Source organism: Ulvibacterium sp., from assembly GCF_965228935.1.
In the GTDB taxonomy this organism is placed as follows: Bacteria; Bacteroidota; Bacteroidia; order Flavobacteriales; family Flavobacteriaceae; genus Ulvibacterium.
The window spans coordinates 3,376,991-3,403,481 of record NZ_OZ245846.1 but is presented as its reverse complement, the minus strand read 5'-3'; the positions used below and the strand labels follow the sequence as shown (position 1 = coordinate 3,403,481).

Annotated in this window: 27 protein-coding genes; 20 read left to right on the top strand and 7 right to left on the bottom strand. The window is 42.6% G+C overall.

From position 1 onward, the window contains the following. The first annotated feature begins 251 nt into the window (after positions 1-251). From ACO06Y_RS14335 to ACO06Y_RS14285, 11 genes are all read left to right on the top strand, one after another. Positions 252-1,211: an NAD(P)-dependent alcohol dehydrogenase gene (locus ACO06Y_RS14335; RefSeq protein WP_422079672.1), complete on the top strand. Its 960-nt coding sequence runs from the start codon at positions 252-254 to the stop codon at positions 1,209-1,211. 27 nt (positions 1,212-1,238) lie between these two features. Further along, the gene (locus tag ACO06Y_RS14330; protein ID WP_422079671.1) at positions 1,239-1,589 is read left to right on the top strand and encodes a ribose-5-phosphate isomerase; all 351 of its coding nucleotides are present in this window, start codon (positions 1,239-1,241) and stop codon (positions 1,587-1,589) included. Between the two features lie 58 nt (positions 1,590-1,647). After that, positions 1,648-3,123, top strand: coding sequence for a pyridoxal phosphate-dependent decarboxylase family protein (locus ACO06Y_RS14325; RefSeq protein ID WP_422079670.1), 1,476 nt, complete (start codon positions 1,648-1,650; stop codon positions 3,121-3,123). 81 nt (positions 3,124-3,204) lie between these two features. Next, complete coding sequence (locus ACO06Y_RS14320) at positions 3,205-4,050, top strand: ATP-binding cassette domain-containing protein (RefSeq protein WP_422079669.1); 846 nt, start codon at positions 3,205-3,207, stop codon at positions 4,048-4,050. Then, entirely contained in the window at positions 4,040-4,786 is a 747-nt protein-coding gene (locus ACO06Y_RS14315; RefSeq protein WP_422079668.1) for a hypothetical protein, read from the top strand. The genes ACO06Y_RS14320 and ACO06Y_RS14315 overlap by 11 nt, the downstream gene beginning before the upstream one ends. Positions 4,787-4,788: 2 nt before the next feature. Further along, a complete protein-coding gene (locus ACO06Y_RS14310) occupies positions 4,789-5,169 on the top strand; it encodes a GntR family transcriptional regulator (RefSeq protein WP_422079667.1) in 381 nt (126 codons plus the stop codon). Continuing rightward, positions 5,156-5,698 (top strand): GIN domain-containing protein, encoded by a 543-nt coding sequence (locus tag ACO06Y_RS14305; protein ID WP_422079666.1) that lies wholly within the window; start codon positions 5,156-5,158, stop codon positions 5,696-5,698. Before ACO06Y_RS14310 ends, ACO06Y_RS14305 begins: the two co-directional genes overlap by 14 nt. A gap of 137 nt (positions 5,699-5,835) precedes the next feature. Then, positions 5,836-6,522, top strand: coding sequence for a DUF4386 domain-containing protein (locus ACO06Y_RS14300; RefSeq protein WP_422079665.1), 687 nt, complete (start codon positions 5,836-5,838; stop codon positions 6,520-6,522). 62 nt (positions 6,523-6,584) lie between these two features. Beyond that, positions 6,585-7,415 (top strand): DUF2306 domain-containing protein, encoded by an 831-nt coding sequence (locus tag ACO06Y_RS14295; RefSeq protein WP_422079664.1) that lies wholly within the window; start codon positions 6,585-6,587, stop codon positions 7,413-7,415. Positions 7,416-7,493: 78 nt separating this feature from the next. After that, entirely contained in the window at positions 7,494-8,642 is a 1,149-nt protein-coding gene (locus ACO06Y_RS14290; protein ID WP_422079663.1) for an acyl-CoA dehydrogenase family protein, read from the top strand. Then, positions 8,643-9,611: an NAD(P)-dependent alcohol dehydrogenase gene (locus tag ACO06Y_RS14285; RefSeq protein ID WP_422079662.1), complete on the top strand. Its 969-nt coding sequence runs from the start codon at positions 8,643-8,645 to the stop codon at positions 9,609-9,611. 50 nt (positions 9,612-9,661) lie between these two features. On the opposite strand, the gene carB is transcribed toward ACO06Y_RS14285, so the two are convergent. Next, complete coding sequence (carB, locus tag ACO06Y_RS14280; RefSeq protein WP_422079661.1) at positions 9,662-12,514, bottom strand: carbamoyl-phosphate synthase large subunit; 2,853 nt, start codon at positions 12,512-12,514, stop codon at positions 9,662-9,664. Positions 12,515-12,624: 110 nt separating this feature from the next. Next, the gene (gene rpmH, locus ACO06Y_RS14275) at positions 12,625-12,783 is read right to left on the bottom strand and encodes a 50S ribosomal protein L34 (protein ID WP_120711769.1); all 159 of its coding nucleotides are present in this window, start codon (positions 12,781-12,783) and stop codon (positions 12,625-12,627) included. Between the two features lie 167 nt (positions 12,784-12,950). Here rpmH and ACO06Y_RS14270 point away from each other — a divergent pair, with 167 nt between their 5' ends. Next, positions 12,951-13,832, top strand: a complete 882-nt coding sequence (locus ACO06Y_RS14270) for a DUF6263 family protein (RefSeq protein WP_422079659.1) — start codon at positions 12,951-12,953, stop codon at positions 13,830-13,832. An 8-nt stretch (positions 13,833-13,840) separates the two neighbouring features. Further along, on the top strand, positions 13,841-14,356 hold the full coding sequence (locus tag ACO06Y_RS14265) for a DUF2892 domain-containing protein (RefSeq protein ID WP_422079658.1): 516 nt from the start codon (positions 13,841-13,843) through the stop codon (positions 14,354-14,356). On the opposite strand, the gene ACO06Y_RS14260 is transcribed toward ACO06Y_RS14265, so the two are convergent. After that, positions 14,353-15,321 (bottom strand): lytic transglycosylase domain-containing protein, encoded by a 969-nt coding sequence (locus ACO06Y_RS14260; protein WP_422079657.1) that lies wholly within the window; start codon positions 15,319-15,321, stop codon positions 14,353-14,355. The two genes, ACO06Y_RS14265 and ACO06Y_RS14260, sit on opposite strands and share 4 nt — an antisense overlap. A 49-nt stretch (positions 15,322-15,370) precedes the next feature. Beyond that, positions 15,371-16,033 carry an alpha/beta hydrolase gene (locus tag ACO06Y_RS14255; RefSeq protein WP_422079656.1) on the bottom strand — a complete coding sequence of 221 codons (663 nt, stop codon included), beginning with the start codon at positions 16,031-16,033 and terminating at the stop codon, positions 15,371-15,373. Between the two features lie 169 nt (positions 16,034-16,202). Here ACO06Y_RS14255 and ACO06Y_RS14250 point away from each other — a divergent pair, with 169 nt between their 5' ends. Then, entirely contained in the window at positions 16,203-16,496 is a 294-nt protein-coding gene (locus ACO06Y_RS14250; protein WP_422079655.1) for a GNAT family N-acetyltransferase, read from the top strand. Between the two features lie 30 nt (positions 16,497-16,526). Here ACO06Y_RS14250 and mtaB read toward each other — a convergent pair whose 3' ends face one another. Further along, a complete protein-coding gene (mtaB, locus tag ACO06Y_RS14245; RefSeq protein ID WP_422079654.1) occupies positions 16,527-17,873 on the bottom strand; it encodes a tRNA (N(6)-L-threonylcarbamoyladenosine(37)-C(2))-methylthiotransferase MtaB in 1,347 nt (448 codons plus the stop codon). Between the two features lie 202 nt (positions 17,874-18,075). Here mtaB and ACO06Y_RS14240 point away from each other — a divergent pair, with 202 nt between their 5' ends. Continuing rightward, positions 18,076-18,876: a polysaccharide lyase gene (locus ACO06Y_RS14240; RefSeq protein ID WP_422079653.1), complete on the top strand. Its 801-nt coding sequence runs from the start codon at positions 18,076-18,078 to the stop codon at positions 18,874-18,876. A gap of 127 nt (positions 18,877-19,003) precedes the next feature. Here the strand turns inward: ACO06Y_RS14240 and ACO06Y_RS14235 are convergent, their stop codons facing one another. Beyond that, positions 19,004-20,179, bottom strand: a complete 1,176-nt coding sequence (locus ACO06Y_RS14235) for a GlmU family protein (protein WP_422079652.1) — start codon at positions 20,177-20,179, stop codon at positions 19,004-19,006. An 89-nt stretch (positions 20,180-20,268) separates the two neighbouring features. Beyond that, on the bottom strand, positions 20,269-20,562 hold the full coding sequence (locus ACO06Y_RS14230; RefSeq protein ID WP_422079651.1) for a type B 50S ribosomal protein L31: 294 nt from the start codon (positions 20,560-20,562) through the stop codon (positions 20,269-20,271). Between the two features lie 166 nt (positions 20,563-20,728). Here ACO06Y_RS14230 and ACO06Y_RS14225 point away from each other — a divergent pair, with 166 nt between their 5' ends. The 5 genes from ACO06Y_RS14225 (at position 20,729) to ACO06Y_RS14205 (ending at position 26,481) form a co-directional block, all read left to right on the top strand. Further along, complete coding sequence (locus ACO06Y_RS14225; protein WP_422079650.1) at positions 20,729-21,250, top strand: DUF4199 domain-containing protein; 522 nt, start codon at positions 20,729-20,731, stop codon at positions 21,248-21,250. A gap of 41 nt (positions 21,251-21,291) precedes the next feature. Continuing rightward, positions 21,292-22,266, top strand: coding sequence for a glycosyltransferase family 2 protein (locus ACO06Y_RS14220; protein ID WP_422079649.1), 975 nt, complete (start codon positions 21,292-21,294; stop codon positions 22,264-22,266). A gap of 25 nt (positions 22,267-22,291) precedes the next feature. Then, the gene (locus ACO06Y_RS14215) at positions 22,292-24,001 is read left to right on the top strand and encodes a phospho-sugar mutase (protein ID WP_422079648.1); all 1,710 of its coding nucleotides are present in this window, start codon (positions 22,292-22,294) and stop codon (positions 23,999-24,001) included. After that, the gene (locus ACO06Y_RS14210) at positions 24,001-25,827 is read left to right on the top strand and encodes an ABC transporter ATP-binding protein (RefSeq protein ID WP_422079647.1); all 1,827 of its coding nucleotides are present in this window, start codon (positions 24,001-24,003) and stop codon (positions 25,825-25,827) included. Before ACO06Y_RS14215 ends, ACO06Y_RS14210 begins: the two co-directional genes overlap by 1 nt. A 111-nt stretch (positions 25,828-25,938) precedes the next feature. Beyond that, entirely contained in the window at positions 25,939-26,481 is a 543-nt protein-coding gene (locus tag ACO06Y_RS14205; RefSeq protein ID WP_422079646.1) for an RNA polymerase sigma factor, read from the top strand. Positions 26,482-26,491: the final 10 nt, after the last annotated feature.

Here is a 26,491-nt window from a genome sequence, read left to right as displayed (position 1 = left end):
GCTCTATTTTGAGATTAATAGTCAACTATTGAAATAAAGACCTCCCCGGCACAATCAAAAACCAGAAGATTTTATCACTACATTTAAGTACATCCCAATTATACAATGTTTGGAACACAATTTTCTTGTGACCCTTTGCTTAATCAAGATCCTATAAACTAAGCCATTGTCTTAAGTTTTGTTAGATAGTCTATATATTTGAGTAGATTGTATCAAATATTTAAGTTGTCACATGTCCAAGGTAGTTAAAAATGAAAGCCGCAGTCCGTCGTAACTACGGTCCACCCAAAAGCATTGTCATTGAGCATTTGGAAAAACCGATCCCCCAGGATGGCAAAGTTTTGGTTCGTGTAAAGGCCACCACGGTCAATCGGACCGATTGTGCCAATCTTAGGGCAAAACCTTTTATTATGCGTTTCGTTCTCGGATTTTTTAGACCGAAAAAAATCATCTTGGGAACCGACTTTGCCGGAGAAATCGTAGCGATTGGCAAAAGCATAAAATCCTTTCATGTGGGTGATAGGGTCTTTGGATTTGATGATACAGGCTTAGAATCTCAGGCCGAATATCTGACCTTGGCCGAAAACGGCAGTCTATTCCCCATACCGGATGCCATAGGCTACAAACCGGCAGCCGCCAGCTTGGAAGGGGCACATTATGCCTATACGTTTGTGCATAAGGTGAATATCCAATCGGGCCATAGAATTCTGATCAATGGAGCTACAGGGGCCATAGGCTCGGCCCTTGTACAGTTTGTTCGGCAATACGACGTACATATAACCGCTACTTGCAACACAAAGAATATTGAACTGGTGAAATCCTTGGGTGCCGATAAAATTTATGATTATACCCAAGAAGATTTCACCAGGGATACTGAAAAATACAACTTTGTATTTGATGCCGTAGGCAAAAGTACCTTTGGGAAATGTAAGCCCCTATTGAAACGTGGAGGTGTTTACATTTCCTCGGAACTGGGACCTTATTCCCAAAATGTGTTTTTTGCATTGCTAACCCCGATTTTTGGAAAGAAGAAAGTCATTTTCCCTATACCCTACCCCACACAGGAAACCATACCCTTCATCATAGGCCTTTTGAAAACAAAAAAGTTCAGTCCGGTCATAGATCGGGAATATCTTTTACAGGAAATCTCCCAAGCTTATGAATATGTCCTTACCGGAGGGAAAACGGGCAACGTTATCATTACCCCTTAAAAAAGCAAAAACTACAAAGCACCAAATATGCCCAAAACCCAATATCGCATCTATGTAGTAGAGCTATCCAAAAGGGTCTTCACGGAAAACAGGAGGTTTCGAGAGGCCAATCCGCAATTCAATGGAGTATTGGAATGCCTCTATGTGGGCATGACCAGTAAGACTCCCAAGGAGCGTTTTGCACAACATAAAACGGGATATATCAATAAAAAAGGGTATAGACTTTCCTCCAACATCGTCCAGAAATACGGGAGCTACCTCCGCCCTAGCCTCTACAATCACATCAAACCTATGGATAGTCAGGCAGAAGCCCTAAAAATGGAAAGACAATTAGCTTTGGAATTACGACGAAAACGATATGCGGTTTGGTTTAATTGAAATAACGAATGGAGTATCTTTACCCTGGAAAAATACCTCAAAACAAAGATAGATATCCATGAGCAAAAAGACTTCCGAAGAATCCTTCGAAACCCTGGATCCAAAGGATTGGGAAGAATCAAGGGCCTTAATGCATCAAATGGTAGACGATGCCTTTGAGTATATCTCCAAAGTCAAGGAGCGAAAGATTTGGCAGGATATGCCACCCGAGACCTTGGAAAGTTTTACCAGCCAGGTACCCAGACAACCCAATGACGCAAAAGCGGTTTACGCGGATTTTGTACAACATGTGCTGCCCTACAACATGGGGAACCTTCATCCAAGATTCTGGGCCTGGTATATGGGTAATGGTACCATTTCCGGGATTATGGGCGATTTTTGGGCCTCTGTAATGAACCCGAACTTGGGAGGCGGAAATCACGCCGCCCATAAGGTAGAGGAGCAGGTCATCAATTGGTTGAAGGAAATTATGGGGTTTCCCAAAACGGCCAGCGGACTTTTGGTTAGTGGCGGTTCTATGGCCAATTTTACGGGATTGGCCATTGCCCGTAATGCGAAATGCGGCTACGATATCCGGAAAGAAGGTCTACGACCCCAGGATTCAGGAAAATTGAGGGTATACGCCTCTACCGAAATCCATAGCTGTAACCAGAAAGCCTTGGAACTCTTGGGACTGGGAGCGAACAGCCTTCAAAAAATACCGGTCAATACAGATTACACCATTAATCTGAATGCATTAGTGTCGCAAATAAGAAAGGATCGGGAAATCGGTTTAAAGCCCTTTTGTATTATTGGTACCCCGGGTACTGTAAATACCGGAGCCATTGATGATCTAAACCGTCTTGCGGATATTTGTGAGGCCGAAAATCTTTGGTTTCATGTAGATGGGGCCATCGGTGCTATTGCCATGTTATCCCCACAAATAAAACCTCAACTAGCAGGAATAGAACGGGCACATTCCGTGGCATTGGATCTGCACAAATGGTTGCATATGCCTTTTGAATCGGGCTGTGTTCTGGTAAAAAATCAAAAGATGCACAAGGATACCTTTTCCTTAATTCCCGAGTACCTGGCCAAGAATACCCGGGGAATCGCTTCAGGAGATAACTGGTTCAGTGAATACGGCCTACAATTATCCCGGCGATTTAGGGCGTTAAAAGTATGGATGTCCCTTAAGGAACATGGTACGGAACGCTTTGGGCGAATGATTACCCGGAATGTGAAACAGGCCCAATATTTGGGTACGCTTATAGATTCGCATGAAAATTTGGAACTCTTGGCACCTATTGGATTGGATATTGTCTGCTTCCGATACAACCCCGGAGGAATGACCCTAGAGGTTCTAAATGCAATCAACAAGGAAATAAAACTGCAATTGGAGGAAAGAGCCGTCGCCTTACCCGGATACACTACCCTTGAAAATAGCTATTGCATCCGGGTAGCCATTGCCAATCACCGTTCTACCGACGAGGACTTCGACACCTTGGTGACCAGCGTCTTGGAATTGGGACAGGAACTCCTTCACTCCTATTGATCCGTCAAAAAGAGGTACTATTTTTTGGTTTAATTTTTTTGTCTATATTTGTAGTGTACTAGTTATCTAATACACTAGGATATGTTACAGTTGGAAAACCTGTTTTACCACTATCCAAAATCCAAAACGGTTTTGGAAGACGTTTCGTTGACTTTTACCGAGGGTAATATTTATGGGCTGTTCGGAAAAAACGGCGAAGGTAAAAGTACGTTGATGAAAATCATGACGGGGCTGTTGTTTCCCAAATCAGGTCAGTGCAAGATTCTGGGCCAACACATGTCCAAAAGATCCTTCAGCAGCCTACAAAATCTGTTTTTGGTCCCTGAGGATTTTGAATTGCCCAACTTGACCATTGGGGTCTATGAGAAAATCTACTCTCCTTTTTATCCAGCGTTTTCAAAGCATCAGTTTTATGAGCTTTTGGAGGAGTTTAAACTCCATCCCCATGAAAAAATCGCAAGGCTCTCGTTCGGCCAGAAGAAAAAAGTACTTATTGCCTTTGGTATGGCCACACAGACCAAACTGCTGCTTTTGGACGAACCCACCAACGGTCTCGACATCCCTTCCAAAAGCCAATTCAGAAAAATAATGGCTGCCGCGGTAGATCAGGGTAGAAGCATTATTATCTCTACCCATCAGGTTCGGGACCTGCATAGCTTGATCAATCATGTCGTAATCTTGGACAATTGCAAGGTAGTTTTTGACCATTCCCTTTCCGAAGTATCGGAAAACCTTTGGTTCGGACGCGCTTCCAAAATGGCTAAGGAAGCCATCCTCTATACCGAAAACTCCTTTGGGAGCAAGGCCGTAATGAAACGCTTAGATCAAGAGGAAACCGAGGTAGATCTTGAGTTGTTATTCAATGCCGCCCTCAATAATCCCAAAGGCATCCAATCGGTCTTAAAACAGACATACCATGGAGTTTAATATCAAAAGAATAGGCTACGCGATACGCAAGGATATAACCCTCTTAAAAACTACGGGTTTTACAGCTTTGGCGGTCGCCAGCGGTATTCTTTTTATCGGTTTGTTTTTAATGACCCGAGGGGACGATTACCTATCGGCCGATGAATTTATGGGCCTATTTGGCCTCTGTTTTGTTGTTTTGGGGGTGTTTTTCAGTTTTGCCATTCTTAGGGAAAGTCATAATGTAAAATCCAGCCATTTGTATTTCGCTTTGCCTATTGCCCCATTGGAACGGCTTACAGCCGTTTGGTTGACGACAACTTTAATACACACCCTTGTTTTTACGGTTATGGCACTTTTGGTGGGACAACTGGCCATTGTTGCGGGAGGAGTCATTTTCGGTTCGGGCTTTCATTGGGTGTCCTTATTTTCAGAGGGTTACGTAAAATTGATCAAAGGATACTTTATCATACAACCCGTTTTTCTTTGCGGCGCTATGGCTTTTTCAAAAAATGGGATTGGAAAGACCCTTTTGACGCTCGTATTAGTTTTTATAGGAATGCTTTTTTATGGGCTCCTCCTTTTTTCGATACTCAACCACGGGGTTGGGGTATACCCGGGAGATTTAATAGCAGACCAAGCCTTTGATAAGGCAAGCAAGGACTTTTCCGGAGTAGGCACTTGGTTTTTTACCCTCATCTTCGGCCCGTTGATGTTATGGGCGGCTTACTTTAAATTGGTTGAAAAGGAGGTGTAACCATGGATTTTGACAACGGCAAGCCCATTTATTTGCAAATCGTGGATTTTTTTTATGAAAACATCTTAATGAAAAAGTGGCTGGAAAATGAACGGATTCCTTCTGTACGGGAGCTTGCCATGATGGTGGAAGTGAATCCCAACACGGCTATCCGGGCATTTAACCACCTGCAGGAGTTGGGGGTAATCCATAACAAAAGAGGTATCGGATATTTTGTTTCGGAGGATGGATATCAAAAGGTAATGGCCATAAAAAAAGGTGAGTTTATGGAGGTGATTTTGCCCGATGTCTTTAAAAAAATGAAAATGCTGGACGTAGAATTTGAGGAAGTAAAGAACACCTATGATGCATATAGAAACAAAACCGACCATGAAAAGAAGTAATCTCATCTTGTTGGGTGCATTGGGAGCCATCTTCGTTTTTATGACCGCACTTCAGGTGAGAATGAAAGGTTATGTAAAAGGGGAAGTACAACGAGATTACGGGAACTTCGTCAAAAGTACCAGAGAGGTATCGGAATTCAAGGCAATTGCGGTAAGCGATGGTATTAAGGTCGAGTTTGAACAAACCCCCAAAACGACAATAACCATTGAGGCTCGTGAGAACCTGATGTCCTTTGTACGAACCGAGATTATTGAGGAAACGTTGATTATTGAAAAGGCCAAGAAAATGCGGGGAAAGGATTCGGTAAAAGTGTTTGTTTCAAATGCCCAACTCGATTCTTTGAGGGTAAGTTCGGGGTCATCCTTTACTACCTTGGGAATGGTCTCAGGAGGGGACTTGAAGCTGGTTTTTAGGGGCGAGAGCGAAGGTGATCTGGAATTAAACTATGAATCGGTACAATGTTCGTTTTCCTCCGATTCTGAAGTAAATTTAACGGGAGATAGCAAAAAAATCAAGTTCTCAAAATAATCCTAAAAAATGACTTAAGCCAATTTAACCAAAATATCATCAATCATCAATCATCAATCATCAATCATCAATCATCAATCATCAATCATCAATCATCAATCATCAATCATCAATCATCAATCAAAAAACGAACAGTTATGAAAACAAATCAAAAAACAGGTAGGCTAATCGGGTTATTACTTTTACTCATTGTCGTACTCGGAATTCCCTCCGTAAATCTTAGAGGGCTGTCCACTTCCATGGCGGCTTCCCCGGAATTTTTAAATGAAGTTTTCCAAAAATCCATACAGATGCGACTAGCGGTCCTGTTGGATATCGCTGCAAGCGCCTTATGGCTTGTGGCAGCCGTGATACTTTTTCCTATCATAAAGCATTATAAAAAAGGTTTGGCCTTAAGCTTTTTGGGTATCTGGATCGCGTATTTGGCGGTTATCCTGTTTAGCAATATCAGTCATTTGTCCCTGTTATCCTTGAGTCAGGAGTTTGTAAAAACCGGAGCGGCCAACGTAGATTATCTTAACACTTTGGGGCTTCTAAAGATCGAGGAATACTTCTGGGCACATTTTATGGCCATTATGCTCTATGCATCCGCAGCCTGGATATTCTACTACTTTTTGTTCAGGACCCAACTTGTCCCGAGATTCCTATCGGGTTGGGGACTCATTGCCATTTCTTTGGCATTTATGGCATGTTGGCTGAACATTTTTGATATCAGCGTCAGTTTTTACTTCTTTCTACAAAACGGGCTGCATATGATCGTTTTGTTGCTCTGGCTTCTGATAAAAGGTTTCAATGCAACGGAAACGGCCGCTCGACCCGCATAAATACAAATTTCATCATCAATCAATAATCTTCCTGCCCTGGGCAGGTTCAAAAATGTACAGTCATGAATTCTAAACATCATTCCGTCCCGATTTCCCAAAGAAAAACTATGTTCCCCGATAGGACACTAAGTTCGGCCGCCACTATTTGGTTCATTACCGCAGTCCTGGGCCAGTGGATCTTTGCCTTTTATGTTGCTGCTTTTTACGGAGGTGCCGCTATAAGCGGGGATTTTATGAAATGGAACCGGGTATTGCCACACGGTTATATTGAGGGGGATATGATAGGCAATACGGCAGTTGCCCTACATCTTATTTTTGCCGTTGTCATTATGCTGGGAGGACCACTTCAGTTTGTCCCTCAAATTAGAAACCGCTTCCCGGCATTTCATCGTTGGAATGGAAAATTGTATCTGGTTACCGCGTTTATAGCCAGTTTTAGTGGTGTCTATATGGTTTTGACCAAAGGTACCATTACAGGAATCACAGGAGATATCAGCGTTAGTTTCAATGGCATCCTGATTATACTCTTTGCCTTATTGGCATGGCGAATGGCAATGGCCAGAAAATTTAAGGCGCATGAGCGATGGGTTCTTCGTTTATTTTTAGTGGTCAATGGGGTCTGGTTTTTTAGGATAGGCCTTATGCTATCCCTTTTTCTTAATGGAGGGCCTTGGGGGTTTGATCCCGAGACTTTTCGCGGTCCGTTCATCACTTTTTTGGGAATAGGACAATACGCGATTCCTCTTTTGATCCTGGAACTCTATTTTTTCGCTAAAGACGGTACTGGTACATTCGGAAAGCTGACCATGGCGACGGGCCTATTTGTGATGACTATTTTTATGGGGCTTGGAATTTTTGCCGCGACCACGGGCATGTGGCTTCCGCGTCTTTAACCTTTTAATGAGCATAATTTGTAACTAATTGGATGGCAAAACTACCAATAGTAGCCGTGTCCTGTTAAAATTTAAAAAATGAACAACTCTGTTTTAGGAAGTCGACCAATCCAAGAAAAAGGTGAATTGGAGCATGCGTATGAAAAACTCCTTGAGGTAGAACAAAGTAAAACGCACCAACAGTTTTATGCTTTTCTTAGGACGACTGGTCTTCCTTATATTCCATGCCTGGAAGATGATGTTGAGACTATGCATCAAAAATGCTTTGAAACCTTACATAAATTTGGCGAAGTTTCAATTCCGGTCTCGGTCGCCTTGTCCATGCATTATTATGTTTTGGCATCCATCGCTACCTACCCATTTAAGAAGACAAGTCCGCAATATTGGAAAAGGGAAATACTACTGAACAAAATTAAGAAGGAGCGACTTTTTATAGCGAATACGGGATCAGTACGTACGTATGACAACGTTTTGGGAAACAAGGCCCTTATCGCTATGAAAGAAAAGGACAATTATATCGTATATGGCGAGGCGCCATTTATGTCCTTGGCCGGGATTGCGGATTATTTGGTATTTACTGCAGAGTTATCCGATGGAGGTAAAGCCGTGTTTTTTGCAGCTTCGGACAATGCCCAAATCGAATTTACCAATACCGCTTTTGACGATACCATGCAGGGGTCGTTTACAAAATCCGTAAAATTCAAAAACTTACGGGTTCCCGTTTCAAATGTGATAAAGTTGGATTCCCATACAAAGGAACAATCCGAGCTTTTGATTTACCAAAGGTCGTGGTTTCAGGCACTGGTATCGGCGCCATATCTAGGAGCCGCACAACGCGTAATCAAGGATGTTAGGGATTTTGGTAAGGGAAAAATCAAAAAAGGAAAAAAACTATCCGAATCGGAATATTTTTTGGACCGGCTAGGTGAATTGACCTTAAAATATAAGGGGGCCAAACAATTATGCATGCAAGCGGGTCATTCGTTATCCAAGTTTAAACAGGGAGACAAAGCCCTTTTGGAAATGTTGTTCGAAGCTTCCGTACTATCCAAATACTTCGCCACACACTATGCAGAAGAAATTGTAACCAAGGCCAGACATTTGATGGGGACCCAATTCTTGTCCCCCTGTTCCATGACCAATAAAATTTACAAAGAAATTGTTTTTGGGGCCCTACAGCCCATGACCGATATTGATATTAAGGCCTATTTTAGCCAGAAAATATAGATGAGAGCCATATGTAATGAAAAATATGGTTTGCCGCATGAGCTTCAATTGAAAGAAATGGAGCGACCAATACCTAAACCCAATGAGGTACTAGTAGAAGTACATGCGGCTTCCATAAACTCGTGGGATTGGGATTACCTCACGGGAAAACCCCTTATATACAGACTATTATTTGGCCTGTTCGGACCAAAACATAAAATTTTAGGAGCGGATATCGCAGGGCAAATCGTATCCATTGGTGAGAAAGTCAAACTATGTAAACCTGGGGATTTGGTCTATGGAGACCTATCGTCATACAATTGGGGCGGTTTTGCCGAATTCGTATGCGCTGATGAAAAACTCTTGTCGGTAAAGCCGGGCGACCTAACCTATGAAGAGGCAGCAGCGGTACCCCAGGCAGGTGTTCTTGCACTGCAAGGGTTACTTTGCAATGGGGATATTCAACCAGGACATAAGGTTTTAATCAATGGAGCCGGGGGCGGTGTTGGTACCTTTGCCGTACAACTGGCCAAACTTTGGGGCGCAGAGGTGACCGCTGTGGATCGCTTTGAAAAGCTGGAACTACTTCGGGCTCTGGGAGCTGACCATGTAATCGATTACCAACAAGAAGACTTTACGAAATCTGAAAAAAAGTATGATTTAATATTGGACGTTATTGCCCAAAAGCCACTTTCCCGCTATAAAAATGTTTTAAATCCCAATGGTGCCTTAGTAGTAGTTGGGGGTTCTGTAAAATTGCTGTTGAAACTGGCCGTTGCCTCCCTATTCTCCAAGAACTCCGACAAGAAAATGGGAATCCTGGTGCATAAGCCAAACCGACAGGATTTGAAAGTATTGCAAGAACTTCTGGAATCCGGAAAACTAAAACCTGTTGTGGACAAATGCTTCCCCTTGGATAAAACTACCGACGCCTTTGAGTATTATGGGAAAGGTCTTGCGAAAGGCAAAATTGTAATTACCATTCCTTGATTTCATAAATAAGCTCCGAATTACAAGGCTAAAGTGAACTTACTACCGAACTATTTACTCAAATACATTTTTCTACGTCCGTACAAATCGTAAAACTCATCATCCTTTAAGCTATCGATAAACAAGATGCTTTCCCCGGTACTCTTCATTTCCGGACCCAAATTCTTGTTTACATTGGGAAACTTGTTGAAAGAGAAAACCGGTTGCTTTATGGCAAATCCTTCCAAGTGGGGATCGAACTTGAAATCCTTGATTTTCTTTTCACCCAACATCACCTTTGTCGCGTAATTTACATAAGGTTCCTTGTAAGCCTTGGCAATAAAGGGTACGGTTCGGGAAGCCCTTGGGTTGGCCTCTATGATATAGACCATATCATCCTTAATGGCAAATTGAATGTTGATCAATCCCACGGTTTTCAGGGCCAAAGCAATTTTCTTGGTATGGTCCTTTATTTGTTGCATTACGAACTCGCCTAAATTAAAGGGAGGAAGAGTAGCATTGGAATCCCCGGAATGGATACCGCAAGGCTCAATATGCTCCATAATCCCAATGATATAAATCTCCTCACCATCGCAGATGGCATCGGCCTCGGCCTCTATGGCACCATCCAGATAGTGGTCCAAAAGCAGTTTGTTATTCGGGATTTTGCGCAATAAGTCCACCACATGTGCTTCCAGTTCCTCTTTGTTGATGACAATTTTCATTCCCTGACCGCCCAATACATAAGAAGGTCGTACCAACAAGGGAAAGCCCAACTCATCTGCCAAATGCAGTGCTTCGTCAGCGGTTTCGGCGACTCCAAACTTGGGGTAGGGAATGTTATTCTCTTTGAGCAATGTGGAAAAACTACCCCGATCCTCGGCCAAATCCAAGGATTTAAAGCTAGTTCCTATAATCTTTATCCCATATTTATCTAACTTTTCGGCCAGCTTCAAGGCGGTCTGTCCACCCAATTGTACGATTACACCTTCAGGCTTTTCATGTCGGATAATGTCATAGATATGTTCCCAGAAAACAGGTTCAAAGTAGAGCTTGTCGGCGGTATCAAAATCAGTGGAGACCGTTTCCGGATTGCAATTGATCATTATGGTCTCGTACCCACATTCGGCAGCCGCTAATACCCCATGGACACAACAGTAGTCAAATTCTATCCCCTGCCCTATCCTATTGGGGCCGGAACCAAGGACCACTATTTTCTTTCGGTCGGTAACCACGCTATCGTTTTCTACATAGCGTTCCCCATCGGTCGTTTCGATCTCAGCTTCAAAAGTAGAATAATAATAAGGGGTCATCGCCTTAAATTCGGCTGCACAGGTATCCACCAATTTATAAACGCGATTAATGCCCATTTCGGCCCGCTTGTTATAGACCTCACTCTCCCAGCAATCCAGCATGTGGGCAATCTGTCGATCGGCAAAGCCCTTTTGTTTGGCCTCCAACATCAATTCCTTACTTAAGGTGGCAATCGTATAAGTAGAGATTTCCTTTTCCAACTGGTAAAGTTCCTCATACTGCTTAAGGAACCACATATCTATTCTGGTAATGTCATGGATTCTGCTCAAGGGAATCCCCATTTGGATGGCATCATAAATTACGAATACCCGATCCCAGCTCGGAATGGTCAATTTACTGATGATCTGATTATAGTCCGTATATCCCTTTCCATCTGCTCCCAAACCATTACGTTTAATTTCCAAGGATTGGGTGGCCTTATGTAACGCTTCCTGAAAGGAACGGCCAATGCCCATAACCTCGCCAACGGCCTTCATCTGCAAACCAAGTGTACGATCCGAGCCCTCGAACTTATCGAAATTCCATCGTGGTATTTTTACGATGACGTAGTCCAACGTAGGTTCGAACAAAGCCGAGGTAGATTTCGTAATCTGGTTTTCCAATTCATCCAAATGGTAACCAACAGCCAGTTTGGCGGCAATTTTGGCGATAGGATAACCTGTAGCCTTGGACGCCAATGCCGAGGACCGGGAAACCCTAGGGTTGATCTCAATAGCAATTATGTCCTCTTTTTCATCCGGGCTTACCGCGAACTGTACGTTACAACCACCGGCAAAATCACCAATGCTCCGCATCATTTTAATGGCCATATCCCGCATACGTTGAAATGTCCTATCGGAAAGTGTCATGGCCGGGGCAACGGTAATGGAATCCCCGGTATGGATGCCCATGGGATCCATATTCTCTATGGTACAGATAATGACCACATTATCGTTCTTGTCCCGTAAAAGTTCAAGTTCATATTCCTTCCAACCCATCATGGCCTTATCGATCATGACCTCATGGATCGGGGATACCTCGAGACCGCGGCTCAAGAGTTCATCAAAATCCTCGGGTTTGTAGACAATTGAAGCTCCAGCGCCTCCTAAGGTATAGGATGCCCGAATGACCAAGGGAAATCCAAATTCCTGGGCAATTTCCTTTCCCTTTAGAAAAGAGGTTGCAGTGGCCTGTGGGGCCATGCCCACTCCTATTTCCATCATTAATGCCCTAAACCGTTCCCTATCCTCGGTAATGTCTATGGCATCGATATCCACACCGATAATCTCAACATCAAAATCCTCCCAAATGCCCTTTTCGTCCGCTTCAATACAGAGGTTCAATGCAGTTTGTCCCCCCATAGTCGGCAATACGGCATCTATTTGTGGGTGCTTTTTTAAGATTTCCAGAATCGATTTTGTGGTCAAGGGTTTAAGATAAATATGATCTGCCATGACCGGGTCCGTCATAATGGTAGCCGGGTTGCTATTGATCAATATGGTCTCTATCCCATCTTCCTTAAGGCTTCTTAAGGCTTGGGATCCGGAATAGTCGAACTCACAGGCCTGTCCAATAATTATAGGTCCAGAACCTATTATCAAAATCGATTTTAAATCTTTTCTCTTGGGCATGTTCTATGTTAGGTTTTAATCAGTTGGAACCGAAACAAGTTCGGCTTGGACAAAAAAAAGGTGCTACTTCCGAAAAAGTAACACCTTGGTATTGTTAAAATGTTCAATCATTATTTTTTGTGTCTCGGCTCTGAGGATACGGATAATTTTTTTCTTCCCTTGGCCCTTCTTCTAGCAAGTACCTTTCTGCCATTCGCAGTAGCCATGCGCTCCCTAAACCCATGTTTGTTCCTTCTTTTTCGTTTGGATGGCTGGAATGTCCTTTTCATTTTTGAGCCTTTAAAAACTTATTATACGTTGCAAGTGGACTTTTTGCCCATAAAATTCTGGGCGCAAATATACGAAGAGTTTTTGCTTTGCCAAATGGAAATATAAAAATGTTTTGGATTGTTTTTATTACTTTTGCCGCATTCGATAACTTGGATTTTTCCCCACTATGAAAAACATTTTGTCCCTGTCGTTTTTATTGTTTTTTAGCTCCATTACCATAGGTCAGGTAAAACTGGAATACAAGTTGGAAAAGGATGATGTATTCACCATAAAACAAGAGGCTAAACAGGTAATTACCCAAAAGCTTGACGGGGCCGAACATGAATTGACCAATGAAATAGACGGTGTTTTGGAGTTTAGGGTCCTGGGAGAAGAAGACAATAACTACGAGATAGCGTTGACCTTTAAGGATCTTAATCTTAAAATGGTATCCAACATACAGGGAGAGTTGATGAACGTGGCCGCAAAGGAAATCGTGGAGGGCGACATGCAATCCAATATTTTCAATAGTCTGTTGGAGCACCCCATACAAATGACCCTTTCCAGAAATGGACATATCCTGAAGGTAAAGGGGGGCGATAGTCTGGTGGCAAAGATGGCCCAAGCTTCTGGATTGGAAGATGAGTTTTCCCTGAACATGATGAAAAAATCCTTGGAGAAGGAATTTGGATCGGAAGCCTTATCCAACAGCTATGAGCAAATGACCTACCTCTATCCCCAGCAACAGGTTAAGCCTGGGGATACTTGGAAGAATGAGTATTCCGGAAAGTTGAGTACAAAAAACACCTGGACCTTGGAAACCATTGAGGATGCCAGCGCGGAAATTATGGGAAAAGCCGAAGTGACCATGGACATTACCGAACCGGCCACCACAATGAACCTTATTGGAACACAGGATACCCACATTACCGCTGATTTGACATCCGGCTTCATAAAGAAAATGAAGGTAGAGGGCGAATCCGAAGGTACGGGTACCATGGCACAACTGGGCGACCAAAAGATTCCGACTACCATAAAGTCCACCATTACATATGAACGAATCAACTAAACATAAACATGTTCCACAAGAATATTAAACTCGTCATTGCCGGACTAATTATAGCCTATGCCGTTTATCAGTTTACGGAAGGGTATATAGGCAACGGTATTGCCTTGATTTTGTTTTCACTTATTTTCATCTTCCTGTACTTTAGGAACGAGATGATTCTATTGGCCTTTTTGCGGATGCGAAAGCAGGATATGGAAGGTACTCAAAAATGGTTGGACAAAATTAAAAACCCGGAGGCGGCCCTGATAACCAAACAACAAGGATATTATAACTATTTGCATGGAATCCTGCATTCCCAAAAAAATTTGACCCAGGCCGAAAAATATTTTAGAAAAGCGCTAAAGTTGGGACTTACCATGGATTATGATGTGGCCATGGCGAAACTAAGCCTCGCCGGTATAGCTATGCAAAAGCGTCGAAAAAGGGAAGCGACCACATTACTTCAAGAGGCCAAAAAACTGGACAAGAACAATATGCTTTCCGAGCAGATCAAAATGATGCAACAACAGATGAAGAGAATCTAAGGGTTACTGCTGGACACTTTGTAATAGCCCTTATTGGGAATTTCTATAATGTATTTTTTCTTGGAAGCGTTATTCAGGTGCGGCTCCCGTAGCCAAGGATTATGTCGCTTTAAAATCTTGTAGTTGATTTCATACTCCTGGGCGAAATCGGCAAAGCTAAAAACCGGCTCATCCACCTCTACCTTAAACGTGGGTACTACGGTATACATATCCTCTTTCTCAATTTCAAAACCATATTTTTCGGGATGGGACAATATTTCCTTGATGGCCATGATACGGAACACATAACGCCCCGTTTCCTCACCCAATAAAAGGTCGTAATAATCTTCCACTTGCTGTATTCCCATAAATTTATTGATGGATCCGGGGCCCGCATTATACGCAGCGGCCGTTAAGGTCCAACTTCCGTATTTCTCCTTCCATTTATTCAAATATTTGCAGGCGACCTCGGTGGATTTTTCCAAGTGATAACGCTCATCAACGTTCTTGTTCACTTCAAGTCCATACTCCTGCCCTGTCCTTCTCATAATCTGCCAAAAACCAGTGGCCCCGGCATGGGAAACCACGTTCTGAAGTCCACTTTCGGCTACGGCCAAATACTTAAAATCATCCGGGATGCCATTTTTGGCAAGAATTGGTTCTATTATCGGAAAGTACTTGTGTGCCCGTTTCATTAGCAATAGGGCATTGGACTGCCAATAGGTATTGACCAAAAACTCCCGGTCCACACGTTCCATTACCTCTGGGTCGTTTTGCGGTACGGGCTCCCCGGCAAAATTCAGATCCTCCGGGATATCGATTGCGGATATTTTATATTCCTCGGCCACGTTCTTGTTGGGGTCGTTTTCCGCCATGTCCATGGAATCATCGCTCTGCTCCTCTATCGTATTTTGTACCGCAAATACCAACGTACTTATCACAAAGAACACTCCCAAAAGCATCAAAACGTTCTTTACTATCTTCATATTCCCAGATTTATTTTTCTTGTTATTCAAAGGTATTAATACAACTCCCTTATTCCAAAATAATTGTGGGCAGGTGTTCATTGAACCATTTGGCCCGATGTATGATCATGGTGTGGGTCCCATTTTTTACGGCTATACAATCCTTAATGTTTCCGATCGGGAATACCGGATCTTTTTCGCCATGGATATGCACCAGGCCTTCCAGACAATTTTGCTGTTCCCAATTTATGATTTGATCTAAGGACCAATCCATATAGTACTTGTCCCTAACGGAAAGATATTGCTCATAAAGTTTTAGCCGTTTGGTCAGGGTTTCCCCAAATGCGTATTTGGCCAGAAGCTCTACATTGTTGACCAAACCTGTGGGCAACAATTTATGTGCCTTGGTATATTTGGCAAAGACCATTTTTTTGGGTAATTCAGAGGTGCTTTTTACGCTGGACACTATAATTGTTTTTTGCGTCGGGATATGTTTGGCCATTTCCTGAACAAGCATTCCTCCAAAGGATACACCCAAAAGTACCGGGTTTTCATGAACGACATTTTTGTTCATTTCAACGGCATACTCGGATAGTGTCATCCCCTGTTTGGGGATAAACCATTCCAATAGATGCTGTTCAAATTTGTCCTTGGGAAGTGCAATATTTTCAAATATAGATGGATTTGCGGCCATTCCCGGCATAAAATAAACATGGGTTTTATCATAGGGCATAATGACCGGACTTTGGGTTTTTCTAGGAAAGTTCTATTTTTTTCCCTAATTTTGTACCATCATTGGAAGTTGTCCCCAACATCTCAGATTTCAAAGTAAAAATATAGAAAATTACGATTGTGGAACATCGTGATTTTTTTGTCTAAGACCAACATTAAAATCAAACTATATGAATGAAATGCAAATCAAGGACAATAGTTTCTTGCGTCAATTTGAAACTAGGCTGAATGGACATCTGGCTAAAATCGAATACTCTTCGCAGGAAAGAAAGGTCTTTTTGACCAAGCTGGTAGTACCTGAAGAAATTACCAAGGAAGGTTTTAAGGAAGATTTCATAAAATCCGTCCTTCATCACATTCAGGAACAAAACCAAAGAGTTGTTCCCACCAGTCCGCAGATAGCGGGTTTTCTACGGAAAAATAGACAATACAAGGAAATGTTGCCGGTAGGCATCAGGATCTAGAAAATAAAATCCCGCTAATTGCGGGATTTTTTATACCTCAACCGTACTTTCAACAAATTCAAATCGTCCCAAACCGTCCTCATCGATTTCAGTCAATTCAATTTCATGTAAGGTATTCACCAATTCAGGATTCCAAGGTGTCCTTACTTTTACGTAATTTTCGGTAAACCCGTGAATATGGCCTTCCTTGTTCTCCCCTTCGAACAAGACGGTTCTAACATGGCCCAACTGGCCTTCATAAAAAGCCCGGCGCTTTTTGGCCGAAAGTCCCCGCAGCATTTTGCTTCGCTTGTTTCTTATCTTTTTGGGAACCGTTCCATCCATCCCGGCTGCGGGCGTATTGTCCCTTTCCGAATAGGTAAACACATGTAGATAGGAAATGTCCAATTCGTTCAGAAAATGGTAGGTTTCCAGAAAATGGGCATCGGTTTCCCCGGGAAATCCCACGATAACATCTACACCTATGCAAGCATGGGGCATAACTTCCTTTATGCGTTGCACTCTCTCAACGTATAGGTTTCGTAAATAACGCCGGCGCATCAACTTCAAGATTTCATCACTGCCACTTTGCAATGGAATATGAAAATGAGGTACGAAGGAATTGCTGTTAGCCACAAAATCGATCGTCTCATTTTTTAACAGGTTAGGTTCTATGGAGGATATCCGAAGTCGCCGAATTCCCGCTACCTTATCCAGGGCCTTGATCAAATCCAGAAAAGTGTGTTCATGTTTTTTATTTCCAAATTCTCCCTTGCCATAATCACCTATATTCACCCCCGTCAAAACAATTTCCTGAATCCCCTTTGAGGCAATTTCTGCGGCTTTCCCCAATACGTTTTCAAGGGTATCACTTCTTGAAATTCCACGTGCCAGGGGGATGGTACAATACGTACATTTATAATCACAACCGTCCTGTACCTTTAAAAATGCCCGTGTCCTATCCCCTATGGAATAGCTGCCGACATAAAAATCGGCCTCCTCTATTTCACAGGAATGGATTTGGGCCACTCTTCGACTACGCTCAGGATGACTATTGAGAAGGTCGTTTATATAATCGGTAATCTTGAATTTTTCGGTAGCACCCAAAACCAAATCCACGCCGTCAACGGCCGCCAGTTCTTCCGGTTTTAATTGGGCGTAACAGCCAATGGCAGCCACAAATGCTTCGGGATTGGTTCTTTGGGCTTGTCGTACAATGGTCTTAAAACGCTTATCCGCATTCTCTGTAACCGAACACGTATTTATGACGTACATATCCGCCGGTTGCGAAAAGTCCACCCGCTCAAATCCTTCCGATACAAAACCTCTGGCAATGGTAGAGGTCTCGGAGAAATTGAGCTTACAACCCAGTGTATAAAAAGCGACTCTTTTTTTCATTGCCCCTTTGGATTTGGGATGCAAAGGTACAAAAAGGGTTTCTTATCTTTTGTTCAAGTCAAAGTCTATAGCTGAATGTCAACTTTACTTAAATTTTGGTCAAATCCTTTGGAACCAGTTTTTTTATATTAAATTCAATATGTATTCTATGCACGGTCAAGAAATACTTGTGTTGTTTTATTTTGTATTGAAAGCCTTTTTAATGAGACCCATAAAACCGGCCTTCCAATTGCTTTTGGTATTCATTATATGCTATGGCTGTGGAGAAGGGAAGATTGATGATTTTACAAAGTCCGATGATTTTGAAACTGGCCATCTTGCCGATTTTTGGCGTCCAGGAAATAAAGGAAGTGGACGTTATGAAAAAGATGCCGTGACCATAACCGATCAATACCAACGTTCTGGCAACAAATGTGCAAAACTTGTGGTACAAAAGGGATTTATAAGACAAGACGGAGGCGATGGAAATTTTACGGAAAGAACGGAATTGGATTCAGGGGCACATCCATTCCTAAATTATGAGGTTTGGTACGCACATTCGTTTTTTTTACCAAAGGACTTTCCGATTGTGGATAATCGCCTGGTCATATCACAAGTAAAACAAAAGGTATTATTTGGAAATACGATACAATTGTTCGCCCATAGATTTAGAAACGGTAGTCATTACTTAACTATTTATGACATGACCAAGGATGAAAAAGAACGATCGTCCCGTATTGAACTCCCGAAGCTTACAAAAGAAAAATGGCACGATTTTCTTTTGCAGATTTATTATTCGGAAACTTCGGAGGGTTATATCAACATGTGGATGGATGGGGAAAAAGTTGTTTCCTTCAAAGGGGTAACCGCATCAAAAAAAGGAAGAAATCGATTTTATCACAAAATAGGGATGTACAGGGACCAATGGCCGGACGCAATGACCCTTTATGTAGATGATTATTTGATGACCACCGATACCACTAAGGTGGACAAGCTAGCCTTATTCGATAAATTAAATCAATAAAAGCGATTATCCTTCTACAAAATTACCACAACCTTAATCCTCGTAAGATTTTCAATAGCGAGGGTGAGAAAACGTATCCTAGGTGTAAAACCCTTTTACATCACAATGGAGCGATCTTTGCCAAAATTTAATAGTTCCGCCATTTTTGGGTCAGTTCAAAAACATGATTTAGGATGTTGGCCTCCTTTTCATCAAACTCCACATGCCTTCTTGCCATCATCACCTTGGCCGCTTCAAATGCCCTTCTGGGAAGATAGGTACTAAAACCTGAGGCCCCGCCCCAACTAAAACTGGGCACAAAGTTACGAGGGAAACCTGGTACATAAATATTGGAATTCACCCCGATTACCGTTCCGGTGTTGAACATAGTATTGATGGCCGTCTTACTGTGATCCCCCATCATAAGCCCACAAAACTGCAACCCTGTATGCTCAAAGCTTTCCGTGGCATAGTTCCATAACCGCACCTTGGCATAATTGTTCTTTAAGTTGGAGTTATTGCTGTCCGCCCCTATATTGCACCACTCGCCCAATACCGCATTCCCGAGGTAGCCCTCATGACCCTTACTGGAATAGCCAAAGATTACCGAGTTGCTTATTTCACCACAGACCTTGCCATAAGGGCCAACCGTAGTAGGGCCATAGATCTTGGCCCCCATTTTTACCACGGCATTGTTGCATAGGGCAAATGCCCCGCGAATAAGGTTACCTTCCCAAACCTCGGAATCCTTCCCCAAATAGATAGGCCCTTCCGTGGCATTCAAAATGCTGTATTCCACCTTTGCCCCTTCTTCCAAAAAGATGTTCTCGGGGCGAATCAATTGGTTTGTGCCGGAAATCGGAGCACTTTTTCTTCCCTTGGTAAGAAAATCGAAATCGGCCTGCAAGGCCTCCCCGTTTTTGGAAAAAATATCCCAGGTACGCTCAACCCTTAGTACCTCCCCTTCATAAGCAAGTTGTTTAAAAGTCGAAAGCTCGGTTTCCTCTTGTATTCGGTCTGCACAATAGGCTATAATTTCATCCTTTAGATAAACCGCCTCGTTTCGTTTTAGTCCCTTTATCAATTCGGTCAACTCCGTATTTGGTAAAAAGGAAGCATTGATGAAGATATTTTCCTCCTGAAGTACCAGCGGAAATTTTTCCTGTAGATAATCCTCGGTCTTGGAGCTTGCACTGGTACCGAGATAGCGTTCCCACTTCTCCCGTATAGTCAAAATTCCGATACGAATGTCGGCTACGGGTCGTGTAAAGGTAAAGGGAAGTAAATGGTCTCTGACGTTCCCGTCAAAAAGGACATAATTCATTGTAGGGATGGTTTGGAACAAAATTAAAAAAATTACGCCCCCGATTTCTGTCGGAGGCGTTAACTATTTTTTATTGTAGGGGCAGTCCCTTATTTTTCGTCCGCTGAGGCGTCCTTTTCCTGTGCGGCCGGTTTCTTTTTGAACTTGTCGTACTTGCTCTTAAACTTATCTATACGACCTGCCGTATCCAAAAATTTGGCCTTCCCGGTATAAAATGGGTGTGACGTTCTGGAAATCTCCAACTTTACCAATGGATATTCCACCCCGTCCACTTCCAAAGTTTCCTTGGTATTGGCAGTGGATTTGGTGATGAACACATCGTCATTGGACATGTCCTTAAAAGCGACCAATCTATAGTTTTCTGGGTGTATCCCTTTCTTCATCAGTACCGTACTTTAAATGCTTTTCCTAAAAGTGGTGCAAATTTAGACAATTTTCAGAAATCTGCAATTTTAATTCCCGAAAAAGAGAAACAAAATATCGTATCTTTAAATGTAACAAAAATGTTAAAAAACACACTAAATAAATAACAACCTAAAAATAAATAACATGGAAGAAAATCAACCAAAAACAGGGAAATTTTCAATGAACTACGGCCTGATTACGGGAGCCGTTGGAATTCTATTTGCCTTAATTCTATTTTCAATGGACATGCATTACGAGCGCGGTTTCAGTGTACAAGGAGTTCATATTGCGATATTGGCAACAGGTATCTTATTAGCAATTGCCCAATTCAAAAAGACCGGTATGGGTTATTTAAGCCTCTCTCAAGCTTTAAAGTTAGGAGCTGGTGTTGCATTAATTGCCGGGATTTTAGGGTTATTATACTTTTTTATACTCTCCAATTTCATGGAGCCTGATTTCATAGACAATACATACGAACTGGGAAAACAGCAAGCCCTGCAAGACAATCCTGAGCTTACCGAGGAACAGATTGACCAAGGCATAGAAATGCAGAAAAAATTTGCATGGATGTCCTATCCCATAATCCTGATTATGAATATCGTCATAGGTCTCATTGTTGGTCTTATTGGAGGTCTCATCATGAAAAAACAAAAACCCGCTTATTAACAGCAAAATCGTATTTTTGGGCAGATGCTTAGCCATTTTTTATGAATCTGTCCATTGTAATCCCTTTGCTCAACGAGGAAGAATCCCTTGAGGAACTCCACGATTGGATTATAAACGTCATGGAATCCAGTGGTTTTTCCTATGAGATTATCTTTATTGACGATGGTAGTACCGATGGATCCTGGAAGGTGATATCCAAGCTGTCCGAAAGGAACGATTACGTAAAAGGGATACGGTTTTTAAGAAACTTTGGAAAGTCCCAAGCCTTGCATGCGGGGTTTAGGGCAGCTTTGGGCGATGTAATCATTACGATGGATGCAGATCTTCAGGATAATCCCGAGGAAATCCCGGAGTTGTATCGCCTAATTACCTCTGAGGGTTTCGATTTGATTTCAGGCTGGAAGAAAAAGAGATATGACGCGTTGCTTTCAAAAAACCTGCCTTCCAAGCTTTTTAATTGGGCGGCCAGAAAGACTTCAGGAGTAAAGCTACACGATTTCAACTGTGGTTTAAAGGCTTTTCGAAAGACCGTAGTCAAAACTATCGAGGTGCGCGGGGAAATGCATAGGTACATCCCCGTTTTGGCCAAGAATGCAGGTTTTTCGAATATCGGGGAAAAAGTAGTCCAACATCAGGCCCGTAAATACGGTAAAACTAAATTTGGAATGGAACGGTTCATCAATGGATTTCTGGATTTAATAACTATTTGGTTCGTATCCAAATTTGGTAGAAGACCCATGCACCTTTTTGGAGCACTCGGCGTATTGATGTTTATTGTAGGTTTTGGGTTTGCACTCTATTTGGGAATTGACAAACTGTTTATAAATCCATTTGGTCGTTTGATTACAGATCGACCGCAATTTTTCATTGCCCTCACCGCCATGATTTTGGGAACCCAATTGTTTCTTGCCGGTTTTATCGGCGAGATCATTATCCGTTCCAAAAAAAATGAGCCGCGTTATACGGTTTCGGAAGAAATCAATTTTGCCCAGCAGGAAGAACAATATTCTTCTTAAATTTACGGCTCAAATATATGCCTAAATGGACGCAATTTTAGAATCCGCCAAAAGCTGGTTGACCGATTTTTTTGATCCTTCCGTAAAGAAAGAAATCCAACATTTAATTGAAAACGACACCGACGAACTCCAAGATCGTTTCTACAAGAACATGGAATTCGGTACTGGTGGAATGCGGGGTGTTATGGGCATTGGCACCAATCGTATTAACAAGTACACCTTGGGGAAAAGTACCCAAGGTCTTAGTAATTACCTAAAAAAAAGCTATAGTGATAGCGATGTAAAGGTAGTCATCGCCTATGACTGTCGCCATAATAGCGATACTTTGGCCCGAACTGTGGCCGAGGTATTTTCGGCAAATGGTATCCAGGTATATTTGTTTTCGGCACTTCGTACTACCCCGGAGCTTTCCTTTGCCGTTCGCCACCTAGGCTGCCATGCGGGAGTGGTGTTGACGGCTTCGCACAACCCTCCGGAGTATAATGGGTATAAGGTTTATTGGACGGACGGCGGACAAATCGTGCCCCCCCAGGATGGAGAGATCATTGCCGAAATCAATGCACTTTCCTTTGAAGATGTCAATTTTATGGCAAACGAAAATTTGATAGAGCTTATCGATACCAAGGTGGATGAAGCGTTCATCGAAGCTTCAGTTGCCAATGGGAATTTTAATGCAGCCGGCAAGGACAATTTTAAAATTGTCTTTACTTCATTACATGGTACTTCCATAACAGCCATTCCGGAAGTCTTGAAACGTTCCGGATACCAAAATGTGACCATAATCGAGGAACAGGCCAAACCGGATGGGGATTTCCCCACCGTGGAGTCGCCCAATCCCGAGGAGCCGGAAGCACTTTCCATGGCCATCAAAAAGGCGGAGGAAATCCAGGCCGATATGGTAGTCGGTACTGATCCGGACAGTGACCGTTTGGGAATTGCCGTTCGAAATCTTGAAGGAGAAATAGAATTACTCAACGGCAATCAGACCATGGTCCTGATGACAAAATTTCTCTTGGAAAAACAAAAGGAAAAAGGTTTTAAGGGGAATGAATTTGTTGCCACGACCATTGTCTCCACCCCGATGTTGGAAAAAATGGCAGCGGCCTATGGGGTAGAATATAAGACCGCACTCACCGGATTTAAATGGATCGGTAAAATGATCAAGGATTTCCCACAGCAACAATTTGTCGGTGGCGGTGAAGAAAGTTTTGGCTATATGGTCGGTGATTTTGTTCGGGACAAGGATGCAGTGACCTCTACCCTATTGGCCTGTGAAATTGCTGCCGATGCCAAGGCCAAGGGCAGTTCGTTCTATAGGGATTTGATCGATTGCTATGTAGACTACGGTTTCTACAAGGAGAAATTGGTCTCTCTGACCAAAAAGGGAATGGACGGGGCTGCGGAAATCAAACAAATGATGATCGATTTTAAGGAAAATCCCGTCAAGGAAATAGATGGTTCCAAGGTTATTATTGTGGATGATTACAATACATCCACCTCTAAAAATCTGGCTACCGGGGAAGTATCGGAAATTGATATTCCAAAATCCAATGTACTGATCTATACTGCTGAGGATGGTACGCGGATGGCCGCACGACCCAGCGGAACCGAACCCAAGATCAAATTCTACTTCAGCATTAACGCCCCTTTGGACAAAGCGGAAAATTTCAAAAAGGTAAATCAAGAGTTGGAGGCCAAGATAGGCCGTATCCTGGGTGAATTCAATTTGGGTTGATGGAATATTTCAAAAAAATCCTTCGCTTTGCGAAGCCCTATAAGAAATATGGTTTCCTGAACATTTTCTTTAATATACTCTATGCCCTGTTCAGTGCGCTTTCCTTTGCCGCCTTGATTCCCATGCTCAACGTCCTGTTTGATAAGACCACACAGCTTACCGAACCTCCCGCTTTTCAGGGAATCGGGAAGGCCAAGGACTATTTCATGGACTATATGAACTACCGGGTTACCCAGTATTCCGGCGATGACGAGATGAAAGGACTTGTGCTAGTTATCGGATTGGTATTGCTTCTTTTTTTGTTGAAGAACGTTTTCAACTATTTGGCGATGTATTTCATCACTTTTCTTCGAAATGGAGTTCTAAAGGATATTCGGAACAGGATGTACCAAAAAATTACGGAATTGCCCATCTCTTACTACTCCGAAAAGCGAAAGGGCGATGTTATTGCCCGTATTACTTCGGATGTCCTGGAAATTCAACATTCTTTCCTTTCGATCTTGGAGTTGATCGTTCGGGAACCTTTGACTATACTATTTACTATTATCGTCATGTTTCTCATTAGTGTGAAGCTTACGCTTTTTGTCTTCATATTTATCCCTATTGCCGGAGCGCTTATTTCCCGTATCGGAAAATCCCTGAAAAAAAAGTCGGACCGTGTACAAAAGGAACAAGGTGAATTTCTATCCATCGTGGAGGAGACCTTGGGCGGGCTTCGGGTGATAAAGGCCTTTAACGCGGAATCCCGCTTTTATAAAACATTCAAATCTTCTACCAATCGCTTCTTTAGGTTTTCGAATACGCTATTGAACCGCCAAAATCTGGCTTCGCCCACAGGCGAGTTTTTGGGCATTTTGGTCATCGGGGTGTTGCTTTGGTTCGGGGGTAAAATGGTGTTGGTTGATGGTACCCTGGATGCCGCTTCCTTTATTGCCTATATGGGGTTAGCGTATAACATATTGACTCCGGCCAAGGCCATCAGCAAGGCCTCCTACGGGGTAAAGAAAGGTAATGCTGCAGCGGAGCGGGTATTACAGGTCTTGGAAACCGAAAACCCGATTATTGACAAATCGGATGCCTTGGAAAAAACGGATTTCAAGAAAGGAATCGCCTTAAAAAATATCTCCTTTAAGTACGAGGACGAGTACGTGCTGAAGAATTTTAACCTATCTGTATTGAAGGGGCATACAGTTGCCCTGGTCGGCCAGTCCGGCAGTGGAAAAAGTACCATTGCCAATCTTGTAACCCGTTTTTATGATGTAAACGAAGGCGAAATTTCCATAGATGACACAAACATAAAAGATCTGACCAAAAAATCCCTACGTAACCTTATGGGCTTGGTCACCCAGGATTCCATTCTGTTCAACGACACGGTTAGAAGTAACATTTCCCTCGGAAAGGAAAACGCCACGGATGAGGAAATTGTTGAAGCTGCAAAGATTGCCAATGCACACGATTTCATTACGGAATTACCGGAAGGATATGACACCAACATCGGGGATAGCGGCAATAAATTGAGCGGCGGCCAAAAACAACGGCTGTCCATTGCAAGGGCCGTTTTAAAGAATCCACCTATCATGATTTTGGACGAGGCTACCTCCGCTCTGGATACGGAGAGTGAACGTCTGGTACAGGATGCGTTGGAGAACATGATGCGGAACCGTACCTCCATTGTTATTGCCCATAGGCTTTCCACTATTCAAAATGCGGACAGTATTGTGGTACTGCAAAAAGGGGAAATCGTGGAGCAAGGTTCCCATACCGAACTGCTTTCCAAAAAGGGAGTCTACAAGAAATTGGTGGAAATGCAATCCTTGGCTTCCTAGATTCAGGAAAATACTAGTAGTACCCTCTTTCGTATTTAGGAAGACGGTTGGCGATAAGCTTAAACCTTTTTCTATTTTTATAGTCCAAAAGACGTATCGAAGAAAATTAATTTGATTTCGGAAGAGACCCTAGTCCAGCAACTAAAACAAAAGGAAACCCAATCCCAGTCCTTCGAGGTGCTTATCAACACCTACAAGGAACGGTTGTATTGGCATATCCGCAGAATTGTTTTAAATCATGACGATGCGGACGATGTGTTGCAAAATACCTTCATTAAGGTCTTTAAAAATATTGAAGGGTTCAAAGGCGATAGCAAATTATATTCATGGATGTACCGCATTGCAACGAACGAGGCCTTGACCTTTTTGAAGTCCAAATCAAAAAAACTAGGGCTTAGCGATATTGAATTACAGGACAGAATGATAGGAAATCTAGAAGCCGATGTGTATTTTGAAGGCGATGCGATTCAACTAAGATTGCAAAAGGCCATTGCGGCCTTGCCGGAAAAGCAGAAACTCGTCTTTAATATGAAGTATTTTGAGGAATTGAAGTATGAGGAAATCTCCGAAATATTGGATACCTCGGTAGGTGGATTAAAAGCCTCCTACCACCTTGCGGTAAAAAAAATAGAGGCCTCCCTAAAGGAGGATTAAACTTTTTAAA

What these genes read in the sequence shown, in the direction of transcription:
- ACO06Y_RS14335 (WP_422079672.1), top strand. Translation starts at nt 252, where the DNA reads ATGAAAGCCGCAGTCCGTCGTAACTACGGTCCACCCAAAAGCATTGTC.
- ACO06Y_RS14330 (WP_422079671.1), top strand. Translation starts at nt 1,239, where the DNA reads ATGCCCAAAACCCAATATCGCATCTATGTAGTAGAGCTATCCAAAAGG.
- ACO06Y_RS14325 (WP_422079670.1), top strand. Translation starts at nt 1,648, where the DNA reads ATGAGCAAAAAGACTTCCGAAGAATCCTTCGAAACCCTGGATCCAAAG.
- ACO06Y_RS14320 (WP_422079669.1), top strand. Translation starts at nt 3,205, where the DNA reads ATGTTACAGTTGGAAAACCTGTTTTACCACTATCCAAAATCCAAAACG.
- ACO06Y_RS14315 (WP_422079668.1), top strand. Translation starts at nt 4,040, where the DNA reads ATGGAGTTTAATATCAAAAGAATAGGCTACGCGATACGCAAGGATATA.
- ACO06Y_RS14310 (WP_422079667.1), top strand. Translation starts at nt 4,789, where the DNA reads ATGGATTTTGACAACGGCAAGCCCATTTATTTGCAAATCGTGGATTTT.
- ACO06Y_RS14305 (WP_422079666.1), top strand. Translation starts at nt 5,156, where the DNA reads ATGAAAAGAAGTAATCTCATCTTGTTGGGTGCATTGGGAGCCATCTTC.
- ACO06Y_RS14300 (WP_422079665.1), top strand. Translation starts at nt 5,836, where the DNA reads ATGAAAACAAATCAAAAAACAGGTAGGCTAATCGGGTTATTACTTTTA.
- ACO06Y_RS14295 (WP_422079664.1), top strand. Translation starts at nt 6,585, where the DNA reads ATGAATTCTAAACATCATTCCGTCCCGATTTCCCAAAGAAAAACTATG.
- ACO06Y_RS14290 (WP_422079663.1), top strand. Translation starts at nt 7,494, where the DNA reads ATGAACAACTCTGTTTTAGGAAGTCGACCAATCCAAGAAAAAGGTGAA.
- ACO06Y_RS14285 (WP_422079662.1), top strand. Translation starts at nt 8,643, where the DNA reads ATGAGAGCCATATGTAATGAAAAATATGGTTTGCCGCATGAGCTTCAA.
- carB (WP_422079661.1), bottom strand. Translation starts at nt 12,514, where the DNA reads ATGCCCAAGAGAAAAGATTTAAAATCGATTTTGATAATAGGTTCTGGA.
- rpmH (WP_120711769.1), bottom strand. Translation starts at nt 12,783, where the DNA reads ATGAAAAGGACATTCCAGCCATCCAAACGAAAAAGAAGGAACAAACAT.
- ACO06Y_RS14270 (WP_422079659.1), top strand. Translation starts at nt 12,951, where the DNA reads ATGAAAAACATTTTGTCCCTGTCGTTTTTATTGTTTTTTAGCTCCATT.
- ACO06Y_RS14265 (WP_422079658.1), top strand. Translation starts at nt 13,841, where the DNA reads ATGTTCCACAAGAATATTAAACTCGTCATTGCCGGACTAATTATAGCC.
- ACO06Y_RS14260 (WP_422079657.1), bottom strand. Translation starts at nt 15,321, where the DNA reads ATGAAGATAGTAAAGAACGTTTTGATGCTTTTGGGAGTGTTCTTTGTG.
- ACO06Y_RS14255 (WP_422079656.1), bottom strand. Translation starts at nt 16,033, where the DNA reads ATGCCCTATGATAAAACCCATGTTTATTTTATGCCGGGAATGGCCGCA.
- ACO06Y_RS14250 (WP_422079655.1), top strand. Translation starts at nt 16,203, where the DNA reads ATGAATGAAATGCAAATCAAGGACAATAGTTTCTTGCGTCAATTTGAA.
- mtaB (WP_422079654.1), bottom strand. Translation starts at nt 17,873, where the DNA reads ATGAAAAAAAGAGTCGCTTTTTATACACTGGGTTGTAAGCTCAATTTC.
- ACO06Y_RS14240 (WP_422079653.1), top strand. Translation starts at nt 18,076, where the DNA reads ATGAGACCCATAAAACCGGCCTTCCAATTGCTTTTGGTATTCATTATA.
- ACO06Y_RS14235 (WP_422079652.1), bottom strand. Translation starts at nt 20,179, where the DNA reads ATGAATTATGTCCTTTTTGACGGGAACGTCAGAGACCATTTACTTCCC.
- ACO06Y_RS14230 (WP_422079651.1), bottom strand. Translation starts at nt 20,562, where the DNA reads ATGAAGAAAGGGATACACCCAGAAAACTATAGATTGGTCGCTTTTAAG.
- ACO06Y_RS14225 (WP_422079650.1), top strand. Translation starts at nt 20,729, where the DNA reads ATGGAAGAAAATCAACCAAAAACAGGGAAATTTTCAATGAACTACGGC.
- ACO06Y_RS14220 (WP_422079649.1), top strand. Translation starts at nt 21,292, where the DNA reads ATGAATCTGTCCATTGTAATCCCTTTGCTCAACGAGGAAGAATCCCTT.
- ACO06Y_RS14215 (WP_422079648.1), top strand. Translation starts at nt 22,292, where the DNA reads ATGGACGCAATTTTAGAATCCGCCAAAAGCTGGTTGACCGATTTTTTT.
- ACO06Y_RS14210 (WP_422079647.1), top strand. Translation starts at nt 24,001, where the DNA reads ATGGAATATTTCAAAAAAATCCTTCGCTTTGCGAAGCCCTATAAGAAA.